This window comes from Ochrobactrum sp. PL_is501 (assembly GCF_055816895.1).
Genome location: NZ_JBVPGR010000028.1, coordinates 36,874 through 56,434, shown reverse-complemented (window position 1 = coordinate 56,434; position 19,561 = coordinate 36,874). Strand labels below are relative to the sequence as shown.

The 19,561-nt window shown below is 57.5% G+C and carries 21 protein-coding genes; 17 read left to right on the top strand and 4 right to left on the bottom strand.

From position 1 onward, the window contains the following. Positions 1 to 23 precede the first annotated feature (23 nt). On the bottom strand, positions 24 to 494 hold the full coding sequence (locus tag AC0TOF_RS03755; RefSeq protein ID WP_122003458.1) for an RDD family protein: 471 nt from the start codon (positions 492 to 494) through the stop codon (positions 24 to 26). Between the two features lie 149 nt (positions 495 to 643). Beyond that, positions 644 to 1,687, bottom strand: a complete 1,044-nt coding sequence (gene hemB / locus AC0TOF_RS03750) for a porphobilinogen synthase (RefSeq protein ID WP_473767273.1) — start codon at positions 1,685 to 1,687, stop codon at positions 644 to 646. 161 nt (positions 1,688 to 1,848) lie between these two features. Between hemB and AC0TOF_RS03745 the strand changes: the two genes are divergently transcribed. Beyond that, positions 1,849 to 2,898 (top strand): enoyl-CoA hydratase/isomerase family protein, encoded by a 1,050-nt coding sequence (locus AC0TOF_RS03745; protein WP_473767272.1) that lies wholly within the window; start codon positions 1,849 to 1,851, stop codon positions 2,896 to 2,898. A gap of 13 nt (positions 2,899 to 2,911) precedes the next feature. Further along, entirely contained in the window at positions 2,912 to 3,346 is a 435-nt protein-coding gene (locus AC0TOF_RS03740) for a DUF6163 family protein (protein WP_473767271.1), read from the top strand. A gap of 3 nt (positions 3,347 to 3,349) precedes the next feature. On the opposite strand, the gene AC0TOF_RS03735 is transcribed toward AC0TOF_RS03740, so the two are convergent. Then, the gene (locus tag AC0TOF_RS03735) at positions 3,350 to 3,841 is read right to left on the bottom strand and encodes a DUF411 domain-containing protein (protein ID WP_473767270.1); all 492 of its coding nucleotides are present in this window, start codon (positions 3,839 to 3,841) and stop codon (positions 3,350 to 3,352) included. Between the two features lie 348 nt (positions 3,842 to 4,189). Between AC0TOF_RS03735 and ldtR the strand changes: the two genes are divergently transcribed. The 9 genes from ldtR to AC0TOF_RS03690 all read left to right on the top strand — a co-directional run bounded on the left by ldtR (position 4,190) and on the right by AC0TOF_RS03690 (position 13,924). Then, a complete protein-coding gene (gene ldtR / locus AC0TOF_RS03730) occupies positions 4,190 to 4,705 on the top strand; it encodes a transcriptional regulator LdtR (RefSeq protein WP_122003453.1) in 516 nt (171 codons plus the stop codon). Between the two features lie 289 nt (positions 4,706 to 4,994). Continuing rightward, positions 4,995 to 6,296 (top strand): L,D-transpeptidase family protein, encoded by a 1,302-nt coding sequence (locus tag AC0TOF_RS03725; RefSeq protein WP_122003452.1) that lies wholly within the window; start codon positions 4,995 to 4,997, stop codon positions 6,294 to 6,296. 197 nt (positions 6,297 to 6,493) lie between these two features. Next, positions 6,494 to 7,813: a serine hydroxymethyltransferase gene (gene glyA, locus AC0TOF_RS03720; protein WP_006466484.1), complete on the top strand. Its 1,320-nt coding sequence runs from the start codon at positions 6,494 to 6,496 to the stop codon at positions 7,811 to 7,813. 227 nt (positions 7,814 to 8,040) lie between these two features. Then, positions 8,041 to 8,517 carry a transcriptional regulator NrdR gene (nrdR, locus tag AC0TOF_RS03715; RefSeq protein ID WP_006466485.1) on the top strand — a complete coding sequence of 159 codons (477 nt, stop codon included), beginning with the start codon at positions 8,041 to 8,043 and terminating at the stop codon, positions 8,515 to 8,517. Positions 8,518 to 8,519: 2 nt separating this feature from the next. Then, positions 8,520 to 9,641 carry a bifunctional diaminohydroxyphosphoribosylaminopyrimidine deaminase/5-amino-6-(5-phosphoribosylamino)uracil reductase RibD gene (gene ribD, locus AC0TOF_RS03710; RefSeq protein ID WP_473767269.1) on the top strand — a complete coding sequence of 374 codons (1,122 nt, stop codon included), beginning with the start codon at positions 8,520 to 8,522 and terminating at the stop codon, positions 9,639 to 9,641. Then, a complete protein-coding gene (locus AC0TOF_RS03705; protein WP_473767268.1) occupies positions 9,641 to 10,249 on the top strand; it encodes a riboflavin synthase in 609 nt (202 codons plus the stop codon). Before ribD ends, AC0TOF_RS03705 begins: the two co-directional genes overlap by 1 nt. Before the next feature lie 96 nt (positions 10,250 to 10,345). Further along, entirely contained in the window at positions 10,346 to 10,807 is a 462-nt protein-coding gene (locus AC0TOF_RS03700; RefSeq protein WP_122003448.1) for a 6,7-dimethyl-8-ribityllumazine synthase, read from the top strand. A 5-nt stretch (positions 10,808 to 10,812) separates the two neighbouring features. Next, complete coding sequence (gene nusB, locus AC0TOF_RS03695; RefSeq protein ID WP_473767267.1) at positions 10,813 to 11,319, top strand: transcription antitermination factor NusB; 507 nt, start codon at positions 10,813 to 10,815, stop codon at positions 11,317 to 11,319. Between the two features lie 448 nt (positions 11,320 to 11,767). Then, a complete protein-coding gene (locus AC0TOF_RS03690) occupies positions 11,768 to 13,924 on the top strand; it encodes a sodium-translocating pyrophosphatase (RefSeq protein WP_473767266.1) in 2,157 nt (718 codons plus the stop codon). 68 nt (positions 13,925 to 13,992) lie between these two features. Here the strand turns inward: AC0TOF_RS03690 and AC0TOF_RS03685 are convergent, their stop codons facing one another. Continuing rightward, complete coding sequence (locus tag AC0TOF_RS03685) at positions 13,993 to 14,520, bottom strand: outer membrane protein assembly factor BamE (protein ID WP_122003446.1); 528 nt, start codon at positions 14,518 to 14,520, stop codon at positions 13,993 to 13,995. 101 nt (positions 14,521 to 14,621) lie between these two features. On the opposite strand from AC0TOF_RS03685, the gene AC0TOF_RS03680 reads away from it, so the two are divergent. The 6 genes from AC0TOF_RS03680 to AC0TOF_RS03655 all read left to right on the top strand — a co-directional run bounded on the left by AC0TOF_RS03680 (position 14,622) and on the right by AC0TOF_RS03655 (position 19,505). After that, positions 14,622 to 15,170, top strand: a complete 549-nt coding sequence (locus AC0TOF_RS03680; protein ID WP_473767294.1) for a ubiquinol-cytochrome C chaperone family protein — start codon at positions 14,622 to 14,624, stop codon at positions 15,168 to 15,170. 82 nt (positions 15,171 to 15,252) lie between these two features. Further along, positions 15,253 to 15,810, top strand: coding sequence for a YceD family protein (locus AC0TOF_RS03675; RefSeq protein WP_473767265.1), 558 nt, complete (start codon positions 15,253 to 15,255; stop codon positions 15,808 to 15,810). A gap of 116 nt (positions 15,811 to 15,926) precedes the next feature. Then, complete coding sequence (plsX, locus tag AC0TOF_RS03670; protein WP_473767264.1) at positions 15,927 to 16,985, top strand: phosphate acyltransferase PlsX; 1,059 nt, start codon at positions 15,927 to 15,929, stop codon at positions 16,983 to 16,985. 82 nt (positions 16,986 to 17,067) lie between these two features. Continuing rightward, a complete protein-coding gene (locus tag AC0TOF_RS03665; RefSeq protein WP_473767263.1) occupies positions 17,068 to 18,039 on the top strand; it encodes a beta-ketoacyl-ACP synthase III in 972 nt (323 codons plus the stop codon). Positions 18,040 to 18,156: 117 nt separating this feature from the next. Then, positions 18,157 to 18,480: an integration host factor subunit alpha gene (locus tag AC0TOF_RS03660; protein WP_006472791.1), complete on the top strand. Its 324-nt coding sequence runs from the start codon at positions 18,157 to 18,159 to the stop codon at positions 18,478 to 18,480. A gap of 485 nt (positions 18,481 to 18,965) precedes the next feature. Then, positions 18,966 to 19,505 (top strand): MerR family transcriptional regulator, encoded by a 540-nt coding sequence (locus AC0TOF_RS03655; RefSeq protein ID WP_121982684.1) that lies wholly within the window; start codon positions 18,966 to 18,968, stop codon positions 19,503 to 19,505. Positions 19,506 to 19,561 lie beyond the last annotated feature (56 nt).

The window sequence follows — 19,561 nt, the reverse complement described above, 5'->3', positions numbered from 1 at the left end:
TCGCCTCAATCGGACAGCGAAGGTCAGCGGTCCGAACGAATGACAGCTGTGCCGAGCAGAAGATCGTGTACTGTGCGCTTGCGGTCGAGAACCAGCGAGGCAAGCAGGATCAGCGGCGTCAGGACAACGTTCAGACCCCAGAACAGGACCGTGTGGACAATTGCGAGCAGGGGATCGACCGTGCCGCCTTCGAGCCTGACGAGCTTGATGTTCATCATCTGCATGCCCTTGGTGGCCTGCTGCGGTCCGCCGAGCGTGCGGGCTACGTAAAACAGCGCCACCATCGGAAACATGATGCCGTAGAGCATCCAGCCGAGGCTGAGCGTGATTATGCCCAGAATTGCGATGACGATTGCTGCGGGGATGCAAAGCAGGAAAACAATCAGGTAATCGATGAGAAAAGCCATAATGCGGCGCGTGCGCACGCCTTCAAAAAATGCGCGGCTTTCATAACGCGGGCCCATGACTTCGCCGTGCAGAATATGGTCGGACATTTTTCCTTCCAGTCGTTTCCAAGGAAGCGTCCGGGGGGATGTGAGAACCGGCGCTGTCCCGCCACCTCGGCGGAACAGTCATCAACATGGGAACCAAAACCGGAGGTTTCAAGGAAATTTGATGATTTCCTGCCGCAAGGGCTTGCCGTTTAACCCTGTTGCTTAAGTTTTTCAGCCACTTCGATTGCGAAGTAGGTGAGAATTCCGTCACAGCCGGCGCGCTTGAAGGCGAGCAGGCTTTCCATCATCACCTTTTCCTCGTCGATCCAGCCATTGATGCCAGCGGCCTTGATCATCGCGTATTCGCCCGACACCTGATAGGCATAGGTTGGAAGGCGGAACTCGCTCTTGAGGCGATGAATGATGTCGAGATAGGGCAGGCCGGGCTTTACCATCAGCATGTCCGCGCCTTCGGCAATGTCCTGCTCGGCCTCGCGCACGGCTTCTTCCGGATTGGCCGGATCGAGATAATAGGTCTTCTTGTCGCCTTTCAGCAGCCCCTGCGTGCCAATGGCATCGCGATATGGACCGTAAAAAGCAGAAGCGAACTTGGTGGCATAGGACATGATCGGTATGTGGCAGAAGCCATGCTCGTCCAGCGCCTGACGGACAGCACCGACGCGGCCGTCCATCATATCGGAAGGTGCGATGATGTCTGCACCGGCTTCAGCCTGCGAAAGCGCGCCGCGCACGACCATGGCAACCGATTCGTCATTGACGATCTCGCCGTTACGCAGGATGCCATCATGGCCATGGGTAGTGAAGGGGTCGAGCGCCGCATCGGTGATGATGCCGATTTCCGGCACTTCCTTCTTGATTGCGCGCACGGCACGATTGATCAGATTATCCGGGCTCGCGACGAAAGAGCCGTCCTCGGTCTTCACTTCCAGCTTTTCGCGCGGGAAGGGGGCAATGGCGGGAATGCCCAGCTTCGCGGCTTTTTCGGCCATGCGCACGGCCATGTCGACCGAGTAACGCTCAACGCCGGGCATTGCTTCCACAGGCTCGGCGACGCCGGTCCCATAGGTCAGGAAGAAAGGCAGGATAAGGTCATCGACCGTCAACCGGGTTTCCTGCACAAGCCTGCGCGACCAGTCGGCCTTGCGCATGCGGCGCAGGCGTCGGCTGCCGGTAACGTCATCGACGTGCTGGCTGATATTGGCGGGCAGATATTTGGACTGACGGTCTGTCATGAAGCTATTCCCGAGAATTGATGCCTTGCGAAATTTCAAGGCTGATATCGGATGCGCCCCGTTTATCATGGGAAAAGTGGTGAAACCAAGAACATTGACCTGTGCAGGATTGACGCGGGGCGTCTCACTTTCTACCCATTTACGGGAACGGGAGACACGACATGCAGATTGACTTCGGCGGTGGCAGCGAAATCAGCTTTGAACGCAAGGGAAAAGCGGGGCTAGTAAAGCTTACGCGAACCGAAGCCCTCAATGCGCTCACGCATAAAATGATTCTGGCGCTCGACCGCGCATTGCAGGCTTGGGAAGACGACCCTGAAGTCGCATGCGTCATTCTCGAAGGCGAGGGGCGGGCATTCTGTGCGGGCGGCGATGTGGTTGCAGCCTACAAGGCAGGTCAGGCCGGAACGCCAGCCTATGAATTCTTCCGCGACGAATATCGGCTCAATGCACGCATTGGCCGTTTTCCAAAGCCTTATATCTCCCTGATCAACGGCATTGTCATGGGCGGTGGCGCTGGCATCTCCGTTCACGGTTCGCATCGCATTGTGACGGAAAACACGATGTTTGCCATGCCGGAAACCGGCATAGGTTTCTTCCCCGATGTAGGCGGCAGCGCTTTCCTGCCGCATCTGCATGATAATTTCGGGTATTATCTGGCGCTGACCGGCAACCGTATCCGCTGGGGCGACTGCTTGCAAAGCGGGATCGCCACCCATGCGGTCGCCGCAAGCGATCTGCATGACCTGCGCGAAGACATCATTGCAACCGCTGATGTTGAAGCCGCTTTGACGCGCAGCCAGTATCCCGATTTTGAAACCTCCGTCGAAACGCGCCAGATCATTGCGGAGTGTTTTTCCGGTGCAACGCTTGCCGCGTGCATGGCCGTGCTGGAAAAGGAAGCCGAAGCAGGCAGCAAGGCCGCAATGGACATCGTGAGGGTGATCGCCACGCGCTCGCCGACCAGCGTCGCTGTCACTTTCCGTCAGATTACCGATGGACGGGCACTCGATCTCGACGATTGCATGCGCATGGAATACCGCATCGCCAACCGTATGCTGGAAGGGCGCGATTTCTACGAGGGCGTTCGTGCATTGCTTATCGACAAGGATGGCGCGCCGACATGGAAGCCTGCAACGCTTGAGGACGTGAAGCCCGAACAGGTCAATGCCTATTTTGCAAATCTGGGCGACAGGGAACTGACCTTGTGATGAGGAACTGCTGATGCATATGAACGAACTGCGCCAGCATATCCAGCCGAGCGGAACCGAATGGGCCTTCACATGGTTCGTCCGGATACTTGCGCTCGTGGCGCTGGCCAGCGGTGTGTTCTACTGGGTCAGGCTGATCGGCATTCACCCCGGACTTCTGTGGCGGTTCGATCTGATGCCATGGACCTGGCAGACAGCCGTCGTCGCTCTGGCCGTCCTGATGCCCGTCGCGGCAACGGGATTGTGGATGCGTGCGCCCTGGGGACCTGTACTCTGGTTCGTGGCAGCGCTCGGCGAAATCGCCATCTATTCCGTTTTTTCACGGCATTTCGAATACAAGCCGCTGACGGTCGGGTTCAATGCGGCATGCATTGCCATTTTTATCGCATTTCGCATTCTGCTCTTCTTCGAGAAGAAACGGCAGGCCCGCGCGAGCCTGCCGATATAGATTTTATAGCGGCTGCGTTCCTTCGTAGCGGGCGAAGGGCTTCGTCAACTGCCCTTTGAAAAGCAGAACGTCATAGGTATCGGCTTTGCTGCCCGGCATTTCCATGCCCGGTGAGCCCATGGGCATTCCTGGTGCGGTCAGTCCCGTTGCCTGTGGACGTTCGGCCAGCAGTCGCTTGACAGCGCCTGCCGGAACATGCCCCTCGATGACATATCCGTCGACGACCGCCGTGTGGCATGATGCAAGATTGGCGGCGACGCCATGCTTTGCCTTCACAGTGTCCATCGCTTCCTCAACCTTGACCGTCACATCGAAGCCCGCGGCCTTCATATGCTCCGCCCAGCCGTCACAGCACCCGCAGTAAGGGTCTTTATACATTGTCACGTGGGTCATTTGCGGGGCGGCAGTAATCGGTTGCGCGTGGGCGAAACTCGTGAAGCCGGTAAAGCTTAACAGTCCGCCGACCACAAAATATTGTGCAAGACGAAGCGCCATGGTCCCTCCAATGGAATGTTGATAGCCCGTAACTAGCTGCTATCCACACAGTTCTCAAATGACGAAAGTTTAATGTTGCGCGGCTTTCCAAGGCCCGGAAAACCGGCATTTTCGCGCCTGAACAGGACTGCCCCGTCGGCTCTCTCAATTGGCGCGGAGTAAGCAAACATTAAGCCTGAATGCTCAATCTCGCCGGTAAGTTACTGTTAAGGCTGACTTTTAAGTCGAATTTTATGCATCTCCCCTAAATTGCTCTCAAGACGGTGAGAAACAATACACCGCATAAAACAGGACAGAGAGCTGCATCATGGTTTCATGGAATGCGGCTCCGACAGAGAGGCAAAAGAAATGATCAACGCACAGCGCAAGACGGACATATCCGCTCCGCTTACGACACCGGAAACCGCACTTCGTTCGCTTTATCTGGAAGCCCTCCAGCTGGTCGAGCGCCTGCATCGCCGCCTGCTCGACGTTGTCAAGGACGAGTTCGACCGCAACGGCCAGAGCGACATCAATGCGACGCAGGCGCTTCTGCTTTTCAACATCGGCAATTCGGAACTGACCGCCGGCGAACTGCGCTCGCGCGGTTATTATCTCGGCTCCAACGTTTCATACAATCTGAAGAAGCTGGTCGAAATGGGCTTCATCCATCATCAGCGCTCACGCGTTGACCGTCGTTCGGTGCGCGTCAGCCTTACCGACAAGGGCAATGAGATCGCCAATCAGGTGGCCGCTCTCTATGAACGCCATATTTCGTCGATCGAGCAGGTCGGCGGCATACAGGTTGATGAATTCATGGCGATGAATAAGTCGCTACAGCGTCTCGACCGCTTCTGGAACGACAGCATTGCTTATCGGCTCTGAATATTGCAGGGTCTCTGCTAACTGATGCGTAGTCTTGTTGCAGAACTGTCACAACAAGCCGCCATTGAGAAGAATAAGGCGCTATGAAGCTCCCAATCGTAAGGCGCATGGCTTGAAATTCCGGCCATGCGACATGATTAAGCCATAAAAACCGACATAAGCGTTTTAAAAATGGCACGGGCAATATTGTGCCAGCGTCGGAAACAGGCCCGATATCGCCTTGATGGCCTGTTGCTGATAATCTCCGGGAATATCCCGCGCGAGCGGTTAGCCTTTTGGGACTAAGCAAATGACCAAGACCGACAGACCAGCCGATGCTTTCAGAGTAGATCGCCGCAGTTTTCTGCGCGGTGCGGCGACAGCCGGCCTTTCCGTGGCAGCCTCCGCCATGGTTTCCTCGGCTTTTGCCCAGCAAGCTCTGACGGATGTTATCGCCGCGCCGCGTCGCGGCAACTGGGATGATCAGTTCGACGCCCGTGCGACGGGCGGTCAGCGGGTCGCGACCAACCAGCCGGTTTTGAGCCCGCAGACGGTCGGCAATTTGCAGACAGCCATTGCGCAATATACCGACATTGCCGGTCGCGGCGGCTGGCCAAGCGTGCCGGGCAATGCAAAGCTCCAGATCGGGGTCACCGATCCTGCCGTGCAGGCGCTGCGCAAGCGCCTCATGATTTCCGGCGACCTGCCGCAGGAAGCCGGGCTTTCCAGTTCGTTCGACACTTATGTCGATGCCGCCGTGAAGCGGTTCCAGTCGCGTCATGGCCTCCCGGCTGATGGCGTCATGGGGCAGTTCACCTATGCGGCCATGAATGTGGACGCCAATACGCGCCTCGGCCAGCTCCAGACCAATCTCCAGCGCCTTTCGCCTCTGGCCAATCAGGGCATGCAGGAACAGCGTTTCGTGATGGTCAACATCCCGGCTGCGCGCATCGAGGCCGTTGAAGGCGGCAGCGTCGTGCAGCGCCATACGGCGGTTGTCGGCAAGATCGACCGCCAGACGCCGATCCTCAATTCGAAGATCCATGAAGTCATTCTCAATCCTTACTGGACTGCGCCGAAGTCGATCATCCAGAAGGATATCATTCCGCTGATGCGGAAGGACCCGCAATATCTGACGAAGAACAAGATTCGTCTTTACGACCAATCCGGTCAGGAGGTCGCGCCTGAAACCGTGGATTGGAACACGGATGATGCAGTGAAGCTGATGTTCCGTCAGGACCCTGGCAAGATTAACGCCATGTCCTCGACCAAGATCAACTTCCACAACCAGCATCAGGTCTATATGCACGACACGCCGCAGAAGAGCTATTTCAACAAGCTCATGCGCTTTGACTCTTCCGGCTGTGTCCGCGTTCAGAATGTTCGCGATCTTGACGTCTGGCTGCTGAAGAATACGGCGGGCTGGGACCGCCAGACCATCGAAAGCACGATCAAGTCCGGTACGAATACGCCGATCCAGCTTGCCGATCCGGTTCCGCTGCACTTTGTCTACATTTCCGCATGGTCCACTGGCGATGGTGTGGTGCAGTTCCGCGACGATATCTACAAGATGGACGGTGCAACGGCCCTTGCGCTCGGCACGGACACCTGATTCTGGCCGGAAATAGAAGTTTTGGAAGCCGCCTGGACGCTTTTCAGGCGGCTTTTTCATTTCCGCTCAATTATCAAATCGGTTTGCCGCATTTTGGAATAAGCTTTTCGCTTTGCGGCCATTGGCCTTGTGCGCTCAAGTGTGATAATGCGCCTCATCCATATAGCTTTTACCGGCTAACCCGGAGGGTGTGAAACATGTCTCAAGCCAACGCCGCCGCCAAGAATGCGTCTTCCGACGTTTTCTTCAATGCAAGCCTCGAGGACATCGATTCCGAGATTTTCGGTGCAATTCGCAACGAGCTCGGTCGTCAGCGTCATGAAATCGAGCTGATCGCCTCGGAAAACATCGTTTCGCGCGCTGTTCTGGAAGCACAGGGTTCCATCCTCACCAACAAATATGCCGAAGGCTATCCGGGCAAGCGCTATTATGGCGGCTGCCAGTATGTCGACGTCGTGGAAGAACTGGCCATTGAACGCGCCAAGAAGCTTTTCGGCGCCGAATTCGCCAACGTTCAGCCGAACTCCGGCAGCCAGATGAACCAGGCCGTGTTCCTGGCGCTGCTGCAGCCGGGCGACACCTTCATGGGTCTCGACCTCAATTCGGGTGGCCACCTGACGCATGGTTCGCCGGTCAACATGTCCGGCAAATGGTTCAATGTCGTTTCCTATGGCGTTCGCAAGGACGACCACCTGCTCGACATGGACGAAGTTGCCCGCCTCGCGCGTGAAAACAAGCCGAAGCTGATCCTCGCAGGCGGCACGGCCTATTCGCGTATCTGGGACTGGAAGCGCTTCCGTGAGATCGCGGACGAAGTCGGTGCCTATCTCATGGTCGATATGGCGCATATCGCCGGTCTGGTTGCCGGTGGCGTTCATCCTTCGCCGGTCCCGCATGCGCATGTCTGCACCACGACGACGCACAAGTCGCTTCGCGGCCCGCGTGGCGGCATGATCCTCACCAACGATGCCGACATTGCCAAGAAGATCAATTCGGCTGTCTTCCCCGGCCTTCAGGGCGGCCCGCTGATGCACGTCATCGCTGGCAAGGCAGTCGCCTTTGCCGAAGCGTTGAAGCCGGAATTCAAGCTCTATGCCAAGAACGTCGTCGACAATGCACGCGCTCTGGCTGAGGAACTGAAGTCTCACGGTCTCGACATCGTTTCGGGCGGCACCGACAACCATCTGATGCTGGTGGATCTGCGCCCGAAGAACGCGACCGGCAAGCGCGCGGAGGCGGCTCTCGGCCGCGCAAACATCACCTGCAACAAGAACGGCATTCCGTTCGACCCTGAAAAGCCGTTTGTCACGTCCGGCGTCCGTCTTGGCACGCCTGCCGGAACGACGCGCGGTTTCGGCGTCGCTGAATTCAAGGAAATCGGTTCGCTGATCGCCGAAGTTCTCGACGGCCTCAAGGTTGCCAATTCCGACGAGGGCAATGCCGCCGTCGAACAGGCCGTGAAGGAAAAGGTCATCGCCCTGACCGACCGTTTCCCGATGTACGGCTATCAGGGATAAGCCGGTTCACTTGATCGAGATAAAACCCCGTTCGACTCTGTTGAGCGGGGTTTTTTCATTCTCGCATCCGGTAGGTGGATTGCCACTAATCGGCTATGATCGACAGGAATCGGCTACTGAGGGTGCGCTCTTGAGTTTCTACGGGGAGTGACCCCACATAAGAGCGGTCATGCCAGTGTTGAAGTTGCCAGTATTGAAGCTGCCGATATTGAGATTGAAAGAGTTCCATGCGTTGTCCCTATTGCCAGTCTGAAGATACGCAAGTGAAGGATTCCCGCCCGGCGGAAGACGGTGCTGTCATTCGTAGGCGCCGTGTCTGCTCGGTTTGCGGCGGGCGTTTCACGACCTTTGAGCGCGTGCAGCTGCGCGACCTGATGGTCGTGAAGAAAAGCGGGCGTCGCGTTCCCTTCGATCGCGACAAGCTCACGCGCTCCATCGAGGTGGCACTGCGCAAGCGCGATGTCGATAATGACCGTGTTGAACGCGCCATTTCTGGCATTGTTCGCCAACTGGAAAGTTCAGGCGAAGCGGAGGTCACGTCCGACGAAATCGGGCGGCTGGCGATGGATGCGCTGAAAGGCATCGACGATATCGCCTATATCCGCTTTGCGTCGGTCTATCGCAATTTCAGCAAGGCCGTCGATTTCCACAACGTCATCGACGAGCTGACGGTTCCTGAAACCGAGGACGATCTGGACGCTTGAGCATGAGTGGCAGCAGGTTTCCGCATTCGAGTGCGACCCCGGATGATGTTCGCTTCATGGAAGCGACGATCCGTTATGCGCGGCGCCACAAGGGACTGACCGGAACCAATCCGTCCGTCGGCACGATCATTGTCAAGGATGGCGTCATCGTCGGGCGCGGCGTGACCGCGCTGGGCGGCAGGCCCCATGCGGAGCCGCAGGCGCTGGCCAATGCGGGAGATGCCGCGCGTGGTGCGACGGCTTATGTGACGCTGGAGCCATGTGCCCATCACGGCCGCACGCCGCCCTGTGCCGAAACGCTGGTGCGGGCAGGGGTGGCGCGTGTCGTCGTTGCCGCGACCGATCCGGATGAGCGTGTCAGTGGAAAGGGCTTTGCCATCTTGCGCCAAGCCGGGATCGAGGTCGTTCCGGGCGTTCTCGCCGATCAGGCCGCTGATGATCTGGCTGGCTATCTCAGTCGGTCTTCCAGGAAACGCCCGGAAGTGATTCTGAAACTTGCTCTTTCTGCTGATGGCATGATTGGCAGGCGGGGCGAAGGACAGGTGGCGATAACGGGACCGATTGCGCGTGCGCAGTCACATATTCTGCGTGCCCAGACCGATATTATCCTGATCGGTATCGAAACCGCGCTGGCCGATGATCCGGTGTTGAACTGCCGCCTGCCGGGGTTGGAGCAGCGTTCGCCGGTTCGCGTGGTGCTTGACGGCGGATTGCGCCTGCCGCTTTCATCAAAACTTGTGCAGACCGCTGATGCACAGCCTTTGTGGATTGCTTGCGGGGAGGAGGCATCGCCGGAGCGGCGTTATGAGTTGACGGCTGCCGGTTGTCGCATTCTCGCGACCGAAGCCGACGATTGCCGCATCGCCTTGCCCGAGCTGATGGACGATCTTGCCGCGCAGGGTATTTCCTCGGTTCTGGTTGAAGGCGGAGCAGGCGTTGCGAAGAGTTTTCTGGACGAGGGGCTGGTGGATCGGCTTGCCATCTTCCGTTCGCCCGTTGAAATCGGCCTGGAACATGGGGTTGCCGTGGGCGGCCTCGAAACCCATATCGCAGACGAATTCAAAATTCTGAGGCAGGCTCGCTATGGTGACGATGCTTATGCGGAATATGTAAGGAAGATTTGATGTTTACAGGCATTATCACAGATATCGGCAAGGTTGACCGGATCAAGCCGCTGAACGAAGGCGTCCTTCTGCGTATTGAAACCGCATATGATCCTGAAACAATCGAGCTTGGCGCATCAATTGCCTGTTCCGGGGTCTGCTTGACGGTCGTTGCCTTGCCCGAAAAGGGAACCAATGCCCGTTGGTTCGAGGTTGAGGCGTGGGAAGAGGCGCTACGCCTGACGACGATCTCCAATTGGCAGAGCGGACGGAACATCAATCTTGAGCGCTCGCTGAAACTCGGCGATGAAATGGGCGGACACCTCGTTTCCGGCCATGTCGACGGACAGGCTGAAATTATCGAGCGAAAGGATGAGGGCGACGCCGTGCGCTTTACCCTGCGCGCACCGGAAGAGCTGGCGCCGTTTATCGCGCAGAAGGGCTCGGTTGCGCTCGATGGCACCTCGCTGACGGTCAATGGCGTCAATGGAAATGAGTTCGATGTGCTCCTGATCCGCCATTCGCTGGAAGTCACGACCTGGGGCGAGCGAAAAGCGGGCGACAAGGTGAATATTGAGATCGACCAGCTGGCACGTTACGCAGCAAGGCTTGCGCAATATCAGAAATAGGCTTACAGCCTAAATTCCCAGGCTGTAAAAGCATATCCCGATTTTGAGCGTTGACCGCAATCGTTGCGGTCCGCAAAATTTGTCATGGAGTCTCTCATGTCCAAGCACGAGGCGCATGCGCCGCATTTGCTTATTGTCGAAGCGCGTTTCTACGATGATCTCGCCGACGCGCTTCTGGATGGCGCAAAGGCAGCCTTGGATGAGGCGGGCGCTACTTACGATGTCGTAACCGTGCCCGGTGCTCTCGAAATTCCGGCGACGATTTCCTTTGCGCTCGATGGCGAGGAAAATGGCGGCACGGAATATGATGGCTATGTCGCGCTTGGTACGGTTATCCGTGGCGAAACCTATCATTTCGACATTGTGTCCAATGAATCCTGCCGCGCGCTTACCGACCTTTCGGTCGAGGAAAGCATCGCCATCGGCAACGGCATCCTGACGGTCGAAAACGAAGAGCAGGCATGGGTTCGCGCCCGCCGCGAAGACAAGGACAAGGGCGGTTTTGCTGCCCGCGCCGCGCTGACCATGATCGATCTGCGCAAGAAGTTCGGAGTCTGATCATTATGAATTCTTCTACCGAAGGACGCCCGACCCCCAATCTGCCGCGCACGGCCAACAAGCGCGGCGTTGCCCGTCTCGCTGCGGTCCAGGCGCTCTATCAGATGGATGTTGCCGGTACGGGCGTTCTGGAAGTGGTGGCCGAATACGAGGCTTTCCGTCTCGGCAAGGAAGTCGACGGCACGCAATATCTCGATGCCGACCCGCAATGGTTCCGCGCCATCGTGTCGGGTGTGGTCGAGGATCAGCTGAAACTCGATCCAATGATCCATCAGGCGCTGACGGAAGACTGGCCGCTGTCGCGTCTCGATTCGACGCTGCGCGCCATTCTGCGCGCTGGCGCATGGGAATTGCAGACGCGCAAGGATGTGCCGACGGCTGTGATCGTGTCGGAATATGTCGATATTGCCAAGGCGTTCTATACCGAGGATGAACCGAAGCTGGTCAATGCAGTGCTGGACCGCCTGGCATTTGTCATTCGTGGCGAGAGCCGTGGCGTGAAGCCGCGCTGACGCATCATCCCCGCAATTGAAATGAAAGAAGGGCTGTGAGAAATCGCGGCCCTTCTTTCATTGTACGCTGGCAAAGAACGACTTGACGTTTGTTAAACCGTTTCGCATGTTGGTTGCGCGGCATTGAGAATGCTGAAATGCAGGGAATCGCGCCAATTGATTGATTCCAAGGCGTAAGTTCCCCAATCAATATACCGTTGAAGCCCGGTATCTCTTATTCGGCTTCAGGCACTTCCATGCCGCTCAGTCGGGTCCGGGGAGGGGTTTTCGGGCCTATCCTGCGCATGCGCCTGCTGGCAATCGCGGTTTGCGGTCTGACGGCAGCCAGCGCGAACTATGGGGCGCGTTTCGGTCTATTGGAAACGGACCGGCGCTCCAATTGGGTGGCCGCGCATTTTCCCGAACCGTTTCTCACTTTTCGGAATGCGCTCAATGGGAGTTGGCCTTTATGCAAATGGGAGTGGCAGTCTTAGTTCTCGTCATTGCCTGCGGTGTGCTTTCCGTTCTTTTCGCCATATGGGCGATCCGTTCGGTTCTCGCAGCCGATCAGGGGACGCAGCGCATGCAGGAAATTGCTGAAGCCATCCGCGAGGGTGCCTCAGCCTATCTCACAAGACAATATTCAACGATTGCGATCGTTGGCGTCGTGGTTTTTCTGGCAGCCTGGTATTTGCTGTCGATCAGCGCCGCGATTGGCTTCCTGATCGGCGCGGTCCTGTCGGGCGTCACGGGTTTCATCGGAATGCATGTGTCGGTCCGTGCCAATGTGCGCACCGCGCAGGCGGCATCGCTCAGCCTCGCCGGAGGGCTTGAGCTCGCCTTCAAGTCCGGGGCCATTACCGGCCTTCTGGTCGCCGGGCTGGCACTTCTCGGTGTCTCGGTCTACTACTTCATTCTCACCGTCTGGCTTGGCTATTCGCCCTCTGACCGCACAGTTATCGACGCGCTGGTGTCGCTCGGTTTCGGCGCTTCGCTGATCTCGATCTTTGCGCGTCTTGGCGGCGGTATCTTTACCAAGGGTGCTGACGTTGGCGGCGATCTTGTAGGCAAGGTGGAAGCCGGTATTCCCGAGGATGATCCGCGCAACCCTGCGACCATTGCGGATAATGTCGGCGACAATGTCGGCGATTGCGCGGGCATGGCGGCGGACCTGTTTGAGACCTACGCGGTGACGGTCGTTGCCACCATGGTTCTCGGCGCGATCTTCTTCAATGGATCGGACGTTCTTTCGAGCGTCATGCTCTATCCGTTGATGATCTGCGGCGCCTGCGTGATTACGTCGATTATCGGCACGTTCTTCGTCAAGCTCAGCGTGGACGGCTCCATCATGGGCGCGCTTTACAAGGGTCTGATCGCAACAGGCCTGCTTTCCATGGTCGGCCTTGCCGTGGCTAACACGCTGACGATTGGCTGGGGCGAGATCGGAACTGTTGCCGGCAAAAGCATCACCGGCACCAATCTCTTCATCTGCGGATTGATCGGTCTCATTGTTACCGGCCTGATCGTGGTGATCACGGAATATTATACCGGCACCAACAAACGCCCGGTCAATTCCATTGCGCAAGCTTCGGTGACGGGGCATGGCACCAATGTCATTCAGGGGCTGGCTGTTTCTCTGGAATCGACCGCGCTTCCGGCAATCGTGATTGTCGGCGGCATTATCTCGACCTACCAGCTTGCGGGCCTGTTCGGCACCGCTATCGCGGTCACCGCCATGCTCGGCATTGCCGGTATGATCGTCGCGCTCGATGCCTTCGGTCCAGTGACCGATAATGCGGGCGGTATTGCGGAAATGGCTGGTCTCGACCCGGAAGTCCGCAAGGCCACCGATGCGCTCGATGCGGTAGGCAACACCACCAAGGCCGTCACCAAGGGCTATGCCATCGGTTCGGCCGGTCTCGGCGCGCTGGTGCTGTTTGCGGCCTATTCCAACGATCTGGCCTATTTTGCCGCCAACGGGCAGACCTATCCCTATTTCGCGGATATGGGGCCGGTCTCCTTCGATCTCTCCAACCCTTATGTGGTTGCGGGGCTGATCTTCGGTGGCCTGATCCCCTATCTGTTTGGCGGCATGGCCATGACGGCCGTGGGCCGGGCAGGCGGCGCGGTGGTGCAGGAAGTGCGCCGCCAGTTCCGCGAAAAGCCGGGAATCATGACTGGCAAGGAGCGTCCGGACTATGCCCGGGCTGTCGATCTTTTGACCAAAGCGGCCATCCGCGAGATGATTATCCCGTCGCTTCTGCCTGTATTGGCGCCGATTGTCGTCTATTTCGGCGTGCTGCTCATTTCAGGCTCGAAGGCTGCGGCCTTTGCAGCGCTTGGCGCATCGCTTCTCGGCGTCATCATCAACGGGCTGTTCGTGGCGATTTCCATGACGTCCGGCGGCGGTGCCTGGGACAATGCCAAGAAGAGCTTCGAGGACGGGTTTACCGACGCCGATGGCGTGAAACACCTGAAAGGGTCGGAAGCGCACAAGGCATCGGTGACCGGCGATACGGTGGGCGATCCCTACAAGGATACGGCAGGTCCGGCGGTCAATCCGGCTATCAAGATCACCAACATCGTGGCTCTTCTGTTGCTGGCCGTGCTGGCGCATATGACGTGATGTAACCAGCCCTAAAAAGGAAAACCCGCCGTAAAGGCGGGTTTTCTGTTCGTATATATCCGTTTCGATCAGTTGTTGGGGCCACCTGAAGCACCCGGCAGCGATGTCGGGGCCTTGGAAACACCCTGAATGATCTGACCGAGGAATGTCTGGTCCTTGCCGCCGGTCGGCGTGGTGCGCGACACGAAATCGAACAGCTTGCCGTCTTTCAGGCCGTAATTGGCGATATGCTCGATCTTGCCATCCTTGTCGAAATAAATGGCGAGGATCCGGCGCTCGATGATTTTCGGCTTCATGAACTGCGCGGCGCGATAACGCTTCTGCGAAATGTAGTAGAACACTTCATTGTCGAAGGTCGCGGTGGTGGACGGCGTACCCAGCGCCAGAAGCACCTGTTCGCGGCTGGAGCCGACCGGAACCGAATCAAGCGCGTTCTGATCGAGCACGTAACCTTCCGTCAGCGTTTCGGACGGATTGAGCGTGGATGCGGTGTTGCACCCGGCAAGAGCGACTGCGACGAGAATTGCCGTGCCTGCAAGAAGGGCACGCTGCTTGCGTACGCCAGAGGATGCATTTGGAAAAATTCGCTGCAACAAAGACCTCTCCATACATTCTAAATCAGCGCGGCACTTTCGCCGTCGGGAGAACTTCGGTAAACCACCTTGCTTATTTATGCAACTGGAACGGTCGTACGGACATGATTCTCCAACTATTCCGCCGCAAATCGAAAGCAAACGAGGCTATTGTGCTTCGCGTTTACGAGGTGATCGTGGCGGCGGCGCGGCAAAAACGGTTTTATGCACAATTTCAGGTGCCGGATACCCCGCTTGGCCGCTATGAAATGCTGTCCCTGCATATTTTTCTCGCGCTTCATCGCATGAGAGGGGAAAACAAGGCGCTTGCCGACCTGGCGCAGGAAATTGCGGACGAGTTTTTCAAGGACGTCGACCATTCGCTGCGCGAACTCGGCATAGGCGATCAAGGCGTGCCGAAACGCATGAAGAAGCTTGCGCGCATGTTTTATGGTCGCGTGGCGGCCTATGGCGAGGCGCTGGATGCAAATGACGCGTACGCGCTGGCAGCGGCGCTAACGCGAAATATCCGGCCAGATCTCGAATTCTGGCCGCATGCCCACCATTTAAGTGAATATGTTCTTGAGTGCCGCGACGGCTTGCAAAAAATTGCGGACGACGCTTTGGCGGCGGGCGACATTTCCTATATGGATGCAGATAAGAGCGCATCCTGAAAAGTGTGAAGCGGTTTTCGGGACAAGATGCGCGTCAAAGATGGCCTTGCGCCAACGAACAATGCTGAAAAGGCCAATAAGAATGACTGATAAACCGGCGCTTACCTATCCTGTTCCGGTTCTTCACCTGCCGCAAAAGGGCGTAACGGTGAAAATAGGCACGGATGAGAAAGAGCGCGCAGCGCTCGCGGCAGATCATGGACTTGAGGCCGTGAATGCTTTTGCCGCAGAATTTCTGATTACGCCCTGGAAAAAGGACGGTATCCGGGTGCGCGGCCGCATCGATGCGGAAATCGTTCAGTCCTGCGTCGTGACGCTGGAGCCGCTGACCAACAGCATCGCCGAAGAAGTCGACACGATCTTCGTGCCGGAAAATTCGCGGCTTGCGCGGATACAGCTTGATGAAAGCGGCGAAATGCTGCTCGATGCGGAAGGGGCTGACAGTCCGGAAGTCTTCGTCGGCGACAAGATCGATGTGGGTGCGATTGCAGAAGAGTTCTTCGATCTCGCCATCGATCCTTATCCGCGCAAGCCCGGACTGCCGGAAGACAGCGAGCCGAAGGTTTTTGGAGACGGTGAGGGAGACGAGAAGCCCGTTTCGCCATTCGCCAAGCTTTCGGAATGGCAAAAGAAGCCGTAATTCGCAGTGGTTTGATAGAATTTGGTTGTGCGGAAACGCAAAAACACTATTTTCGCCGAAAACCTGTCTGCTGCAAGGGCAGGGCAGGGACAGGGATCGCACAGGAATAATCAAGAGTGATCAAAATTTCGATTGACGCTATGGGCGGTGATTTTGGCCCTGAAGTGGTCATCCCCGGCGCAGCGAAGGCGCTTGAGCGTCATCCTGACATCCGCTTCATATTTTTCGGTCTCCCCGCGCAGGTGGAGCCGGTGCTGGCCCGCTTTCCAAAATTGAAGGCCGCGTCCGAGTTCCGCGCGAGCGAGGTTGCCATCAGCATGGATGACAAGCCGAGCCAGGCGCTGCGCGCCGGTCGGGGCAAGTCGTCCATGTGGCAGGCCATCGAGGCTGTAAAGACAGGCGACGCGCAGGCGTGTATCTCCGCCGGCAATACCGGTGCGTTGATGGCCATGTCCAAATTCTGCCTGCGCATGATGTCGGACGTGGAGCGTCCGGCGATTGCGGGCATCTGGCCGACGCTGCGCGGCGAAAGCATTGTGCTCGATATTGGCGCCACGATTGGCGCCGATGCACGGCAGCTCGTCGATTATGCCGTTATGGGTGCCGGTATGGCGCGTGCCTTGTTCGAGGTGCGCAAGCCGACCGTCGGGCTCCTGAATGTCGGCACGGAAGAGGTAAAGGGTCTCGACGAGATCAAGGAAGCTGGCCAGATCCTGCGCGACACGCCGCTGGAAGGGCTGGAATATGCCGGTTTTGTTGAAGGCAACGATATCGGCAAGGGCAGGGTGGATGTGGTCGTGACCGAAGGGTTCACCGGCAATATCGCGCTCAAGACCGCCGAAGGCACCGCGCGCCAGATGGCGTCCCTGCTGCGTCAGGCCATGAGCCGCACGCTGCTTGCCAAGATCGGCTATGTTTTCGCCAAGGGTGCGTTTGATCGCCTGCGCGAAAAGATGGACCCGAACAAGGTCAATGGCGGCGTGTTTCTGGGCTTGAGCGGCATCGTCATCAAGAGTCACGGCGGCGCGAACGCTGAGGGCTTCTGTTCGGCGGTGGAAGTCGGCTATGACATGGTGAGAAACCGCCTTCTGGAAAAGATCGAGGCCGATCTGGCGCATTTCCACCACAGTCATCCGCATGTTTCGTCCGGTGAGGGCGGGGAAGCGGCGAAATAACCTTTGCCCATTTTACAGGGCCAGAATTCTCGACCGTTCAGGCGGAAATGCTTCGGTCGCTTTTGAGGACAGGAAATAAGAGATGATAAGATCTGTCGTGCGGGGTATCGGTTCGGCATTGCCGAAGCGGGTCATGAAGAATACCGATTTCGAAGGTATTATCGAAACCTCGGACGAGTGGATCGTGCAGCGCACCGGCATCCGCGAACGTCATATCGCGGGCGACGATGAAACCACGGTTTCGCTTGGCACGGCGGCGGCGCGCGCAGCAATCGAAAATGCCGGTTTGCAGCCGACCGATATCGATCTCGTTCTTCTGGCCACCTCCACACCCAATCACACCTTCCCGGCAAGTGCTGTCGAAATCCAGCGTGAGCTTGGAATCACGAGCGGTTTTGCGTTCGATATGCAAGCCGTTTGCAGCGGCTTCATCTATGCCATCACGACAGCGGACCTCTATATCCGCGGCGGCATGGCGAAGCGGGTTCTGGTGATCGGCGCGGAAACGTTTTCGCGTATCCTCGACTGGAGCGACCGCACGACCTGTGTTCTGTTCGGCGATGGCGCTGGCGCGCTGGTTCTTGAAGCTGCCGAAGGCAACGGGCTGACTTCCGATCGCGGGGTTCTTGCTGCCAATCTGCGTTCGGACGGCAATCACAAGGAAAAACTTTTTGTGGATGGCGGTCCGTCTACGACCCAGACTGTCGGCCACCTGCGCATGGAAGGCCGTGAAGTCTTCAAGCACGCGGTCGGCATGATTACAGACGTTATCGAGGCTTCCTTCGCGGAAACCGGCCTTACTGCCGAGGATATCGATTGGTTCGTCCCGCACCAGGCCAACAAGCGCATTATTGACGCTTCGGCCAAGAAACTGAATATCGCCGACAACAAGGTGGTCATCACCGTGGACCGCCACGGCAATACCTCGGCGGCATCAGTTCCGCTGGCTCTGGCGACCGCTGTTGCCGACGGTCGCATCAAGAAGGGTGACCTCGTGCTGCTGGAGGCAATGGGCGGCGGATTCACCTGGGGCGCGGTCCTGTTGCGCTGGTAAGTGCAAATTTGATCTGCCGCGAGAGAACTCGCGGCTTGACCGTTGCGCTTTTATTTGTGTAACGTCCTGTCACGTAAGGATATTATCTGTTCAAACGCTAACCAGGCAGGTTTGGTCATGGGAGGTAAGACGGTCACGCGAGCTGATCTGGCAGAGGCTGTCTATCGTAAGGTAGGCCTTTCCAGAACGGAGTCGGCGGCTTTGGTCGAGATGATCCTCGATGAAGTCTGTGACGCTATCGTCAACGGCGAAACCGTGAAATTGTCGTCTTTCGCGACATTTCAGGTTCGCGACAAGAACGAGCGTATTGGCCGCAATCCGAAAACAGGCGAGGAGGTTCCAATTCTTCCCCGCCGTGTGATGACTTTCAAGGCTTCGAACGTTCTCAAGCAGCGTATCTTGCAGGAACACCAGAAGCGCGAAGCCAAAAGCCAGAAATAATTCCTGAAATGCTGTCCAAAGGGCAGCATTTTTGTTTTTGCGCCATCACCTCACGTCGATATACGTTCCTTCCGTGTCTGCCCCAGGGGCAAGTGCGGGGGCGGTTTGTGCTTGGCGCAGGATGCCGTTGCCTGGCTTTCTATGCCGAGGTGCAGGCTGCATTGCCTTCCGTTTTGCGTGAAGGGATGCTTATAAAGCTCTGATATTATATAATGGATTTTACGGAGCGAATCGCTCTGCTAATATTGCAATTCTGAAAAGCGGCAAGTTTTTCAGAACGAGTTTGCGTTGAGCACCGTCCGGTTTTGAATGACGTTGAGCTGTGCCTTTTTGCACGCTGGAGATTGTTAACTCCCGTCCTTTAAAATCCGATGCTGAAACGGCTTTGGTGTAGCAAGCGCGTTTGCGTTGGCGAGTTGAACTATCTGGATCGGCGAGGTTGCGCCGTAATGGCGAAACCCGAACCTCTGGAAAGGGCAAGTGGAATGGACAAGAGCCCTGATGCATTCAGGACGATCAGCGAAGTAGCGGAGGATCTGGATCTTCCGCAGCACGTGCTGCGTTTCTGGGAAACACGCTTTACCCAGATCAAGCCCATGAAGCGTGGCGGCGGCCGTCGATATTATCGGCCGCTCGATGTGGAGTTGCTGAAGGGCATTCGCCACCTGCTCTACGATCAGGGCTATACCATCAAGGGTGTGCAGCGTCTTCTGCGCGAAAACAATGCGCAATTCATCATCGCGCTCGGCAATGGCGACGTTCAGGCCATTGAGGCGATCACCCGCCAGAAGCAGGCCGCTGCTGACAAGCGCGCTGCGGAAGAGGCGGCGGATAATGAAATGGCTCTGCCGAGCGGCATCAAGGCACCGCAACCGGCGCGCAAGCTTTTCGGCCTGTTGAAGGGCGAGGAGGACGGCCCCATCGGAGCCGACGGAAAGCGGCCGTCGAAGGACAACCGCTCGCTCCTGCAGGAAGCCCTGTTCGACCTGCTGGAATGCAAGCGCCTTCTTGATCAGGTGCGCTGAACGACTACGGACCATGTGAGGGAGGCTTTCGCCTCCCTTTGCTTTTGCAGGCGGAC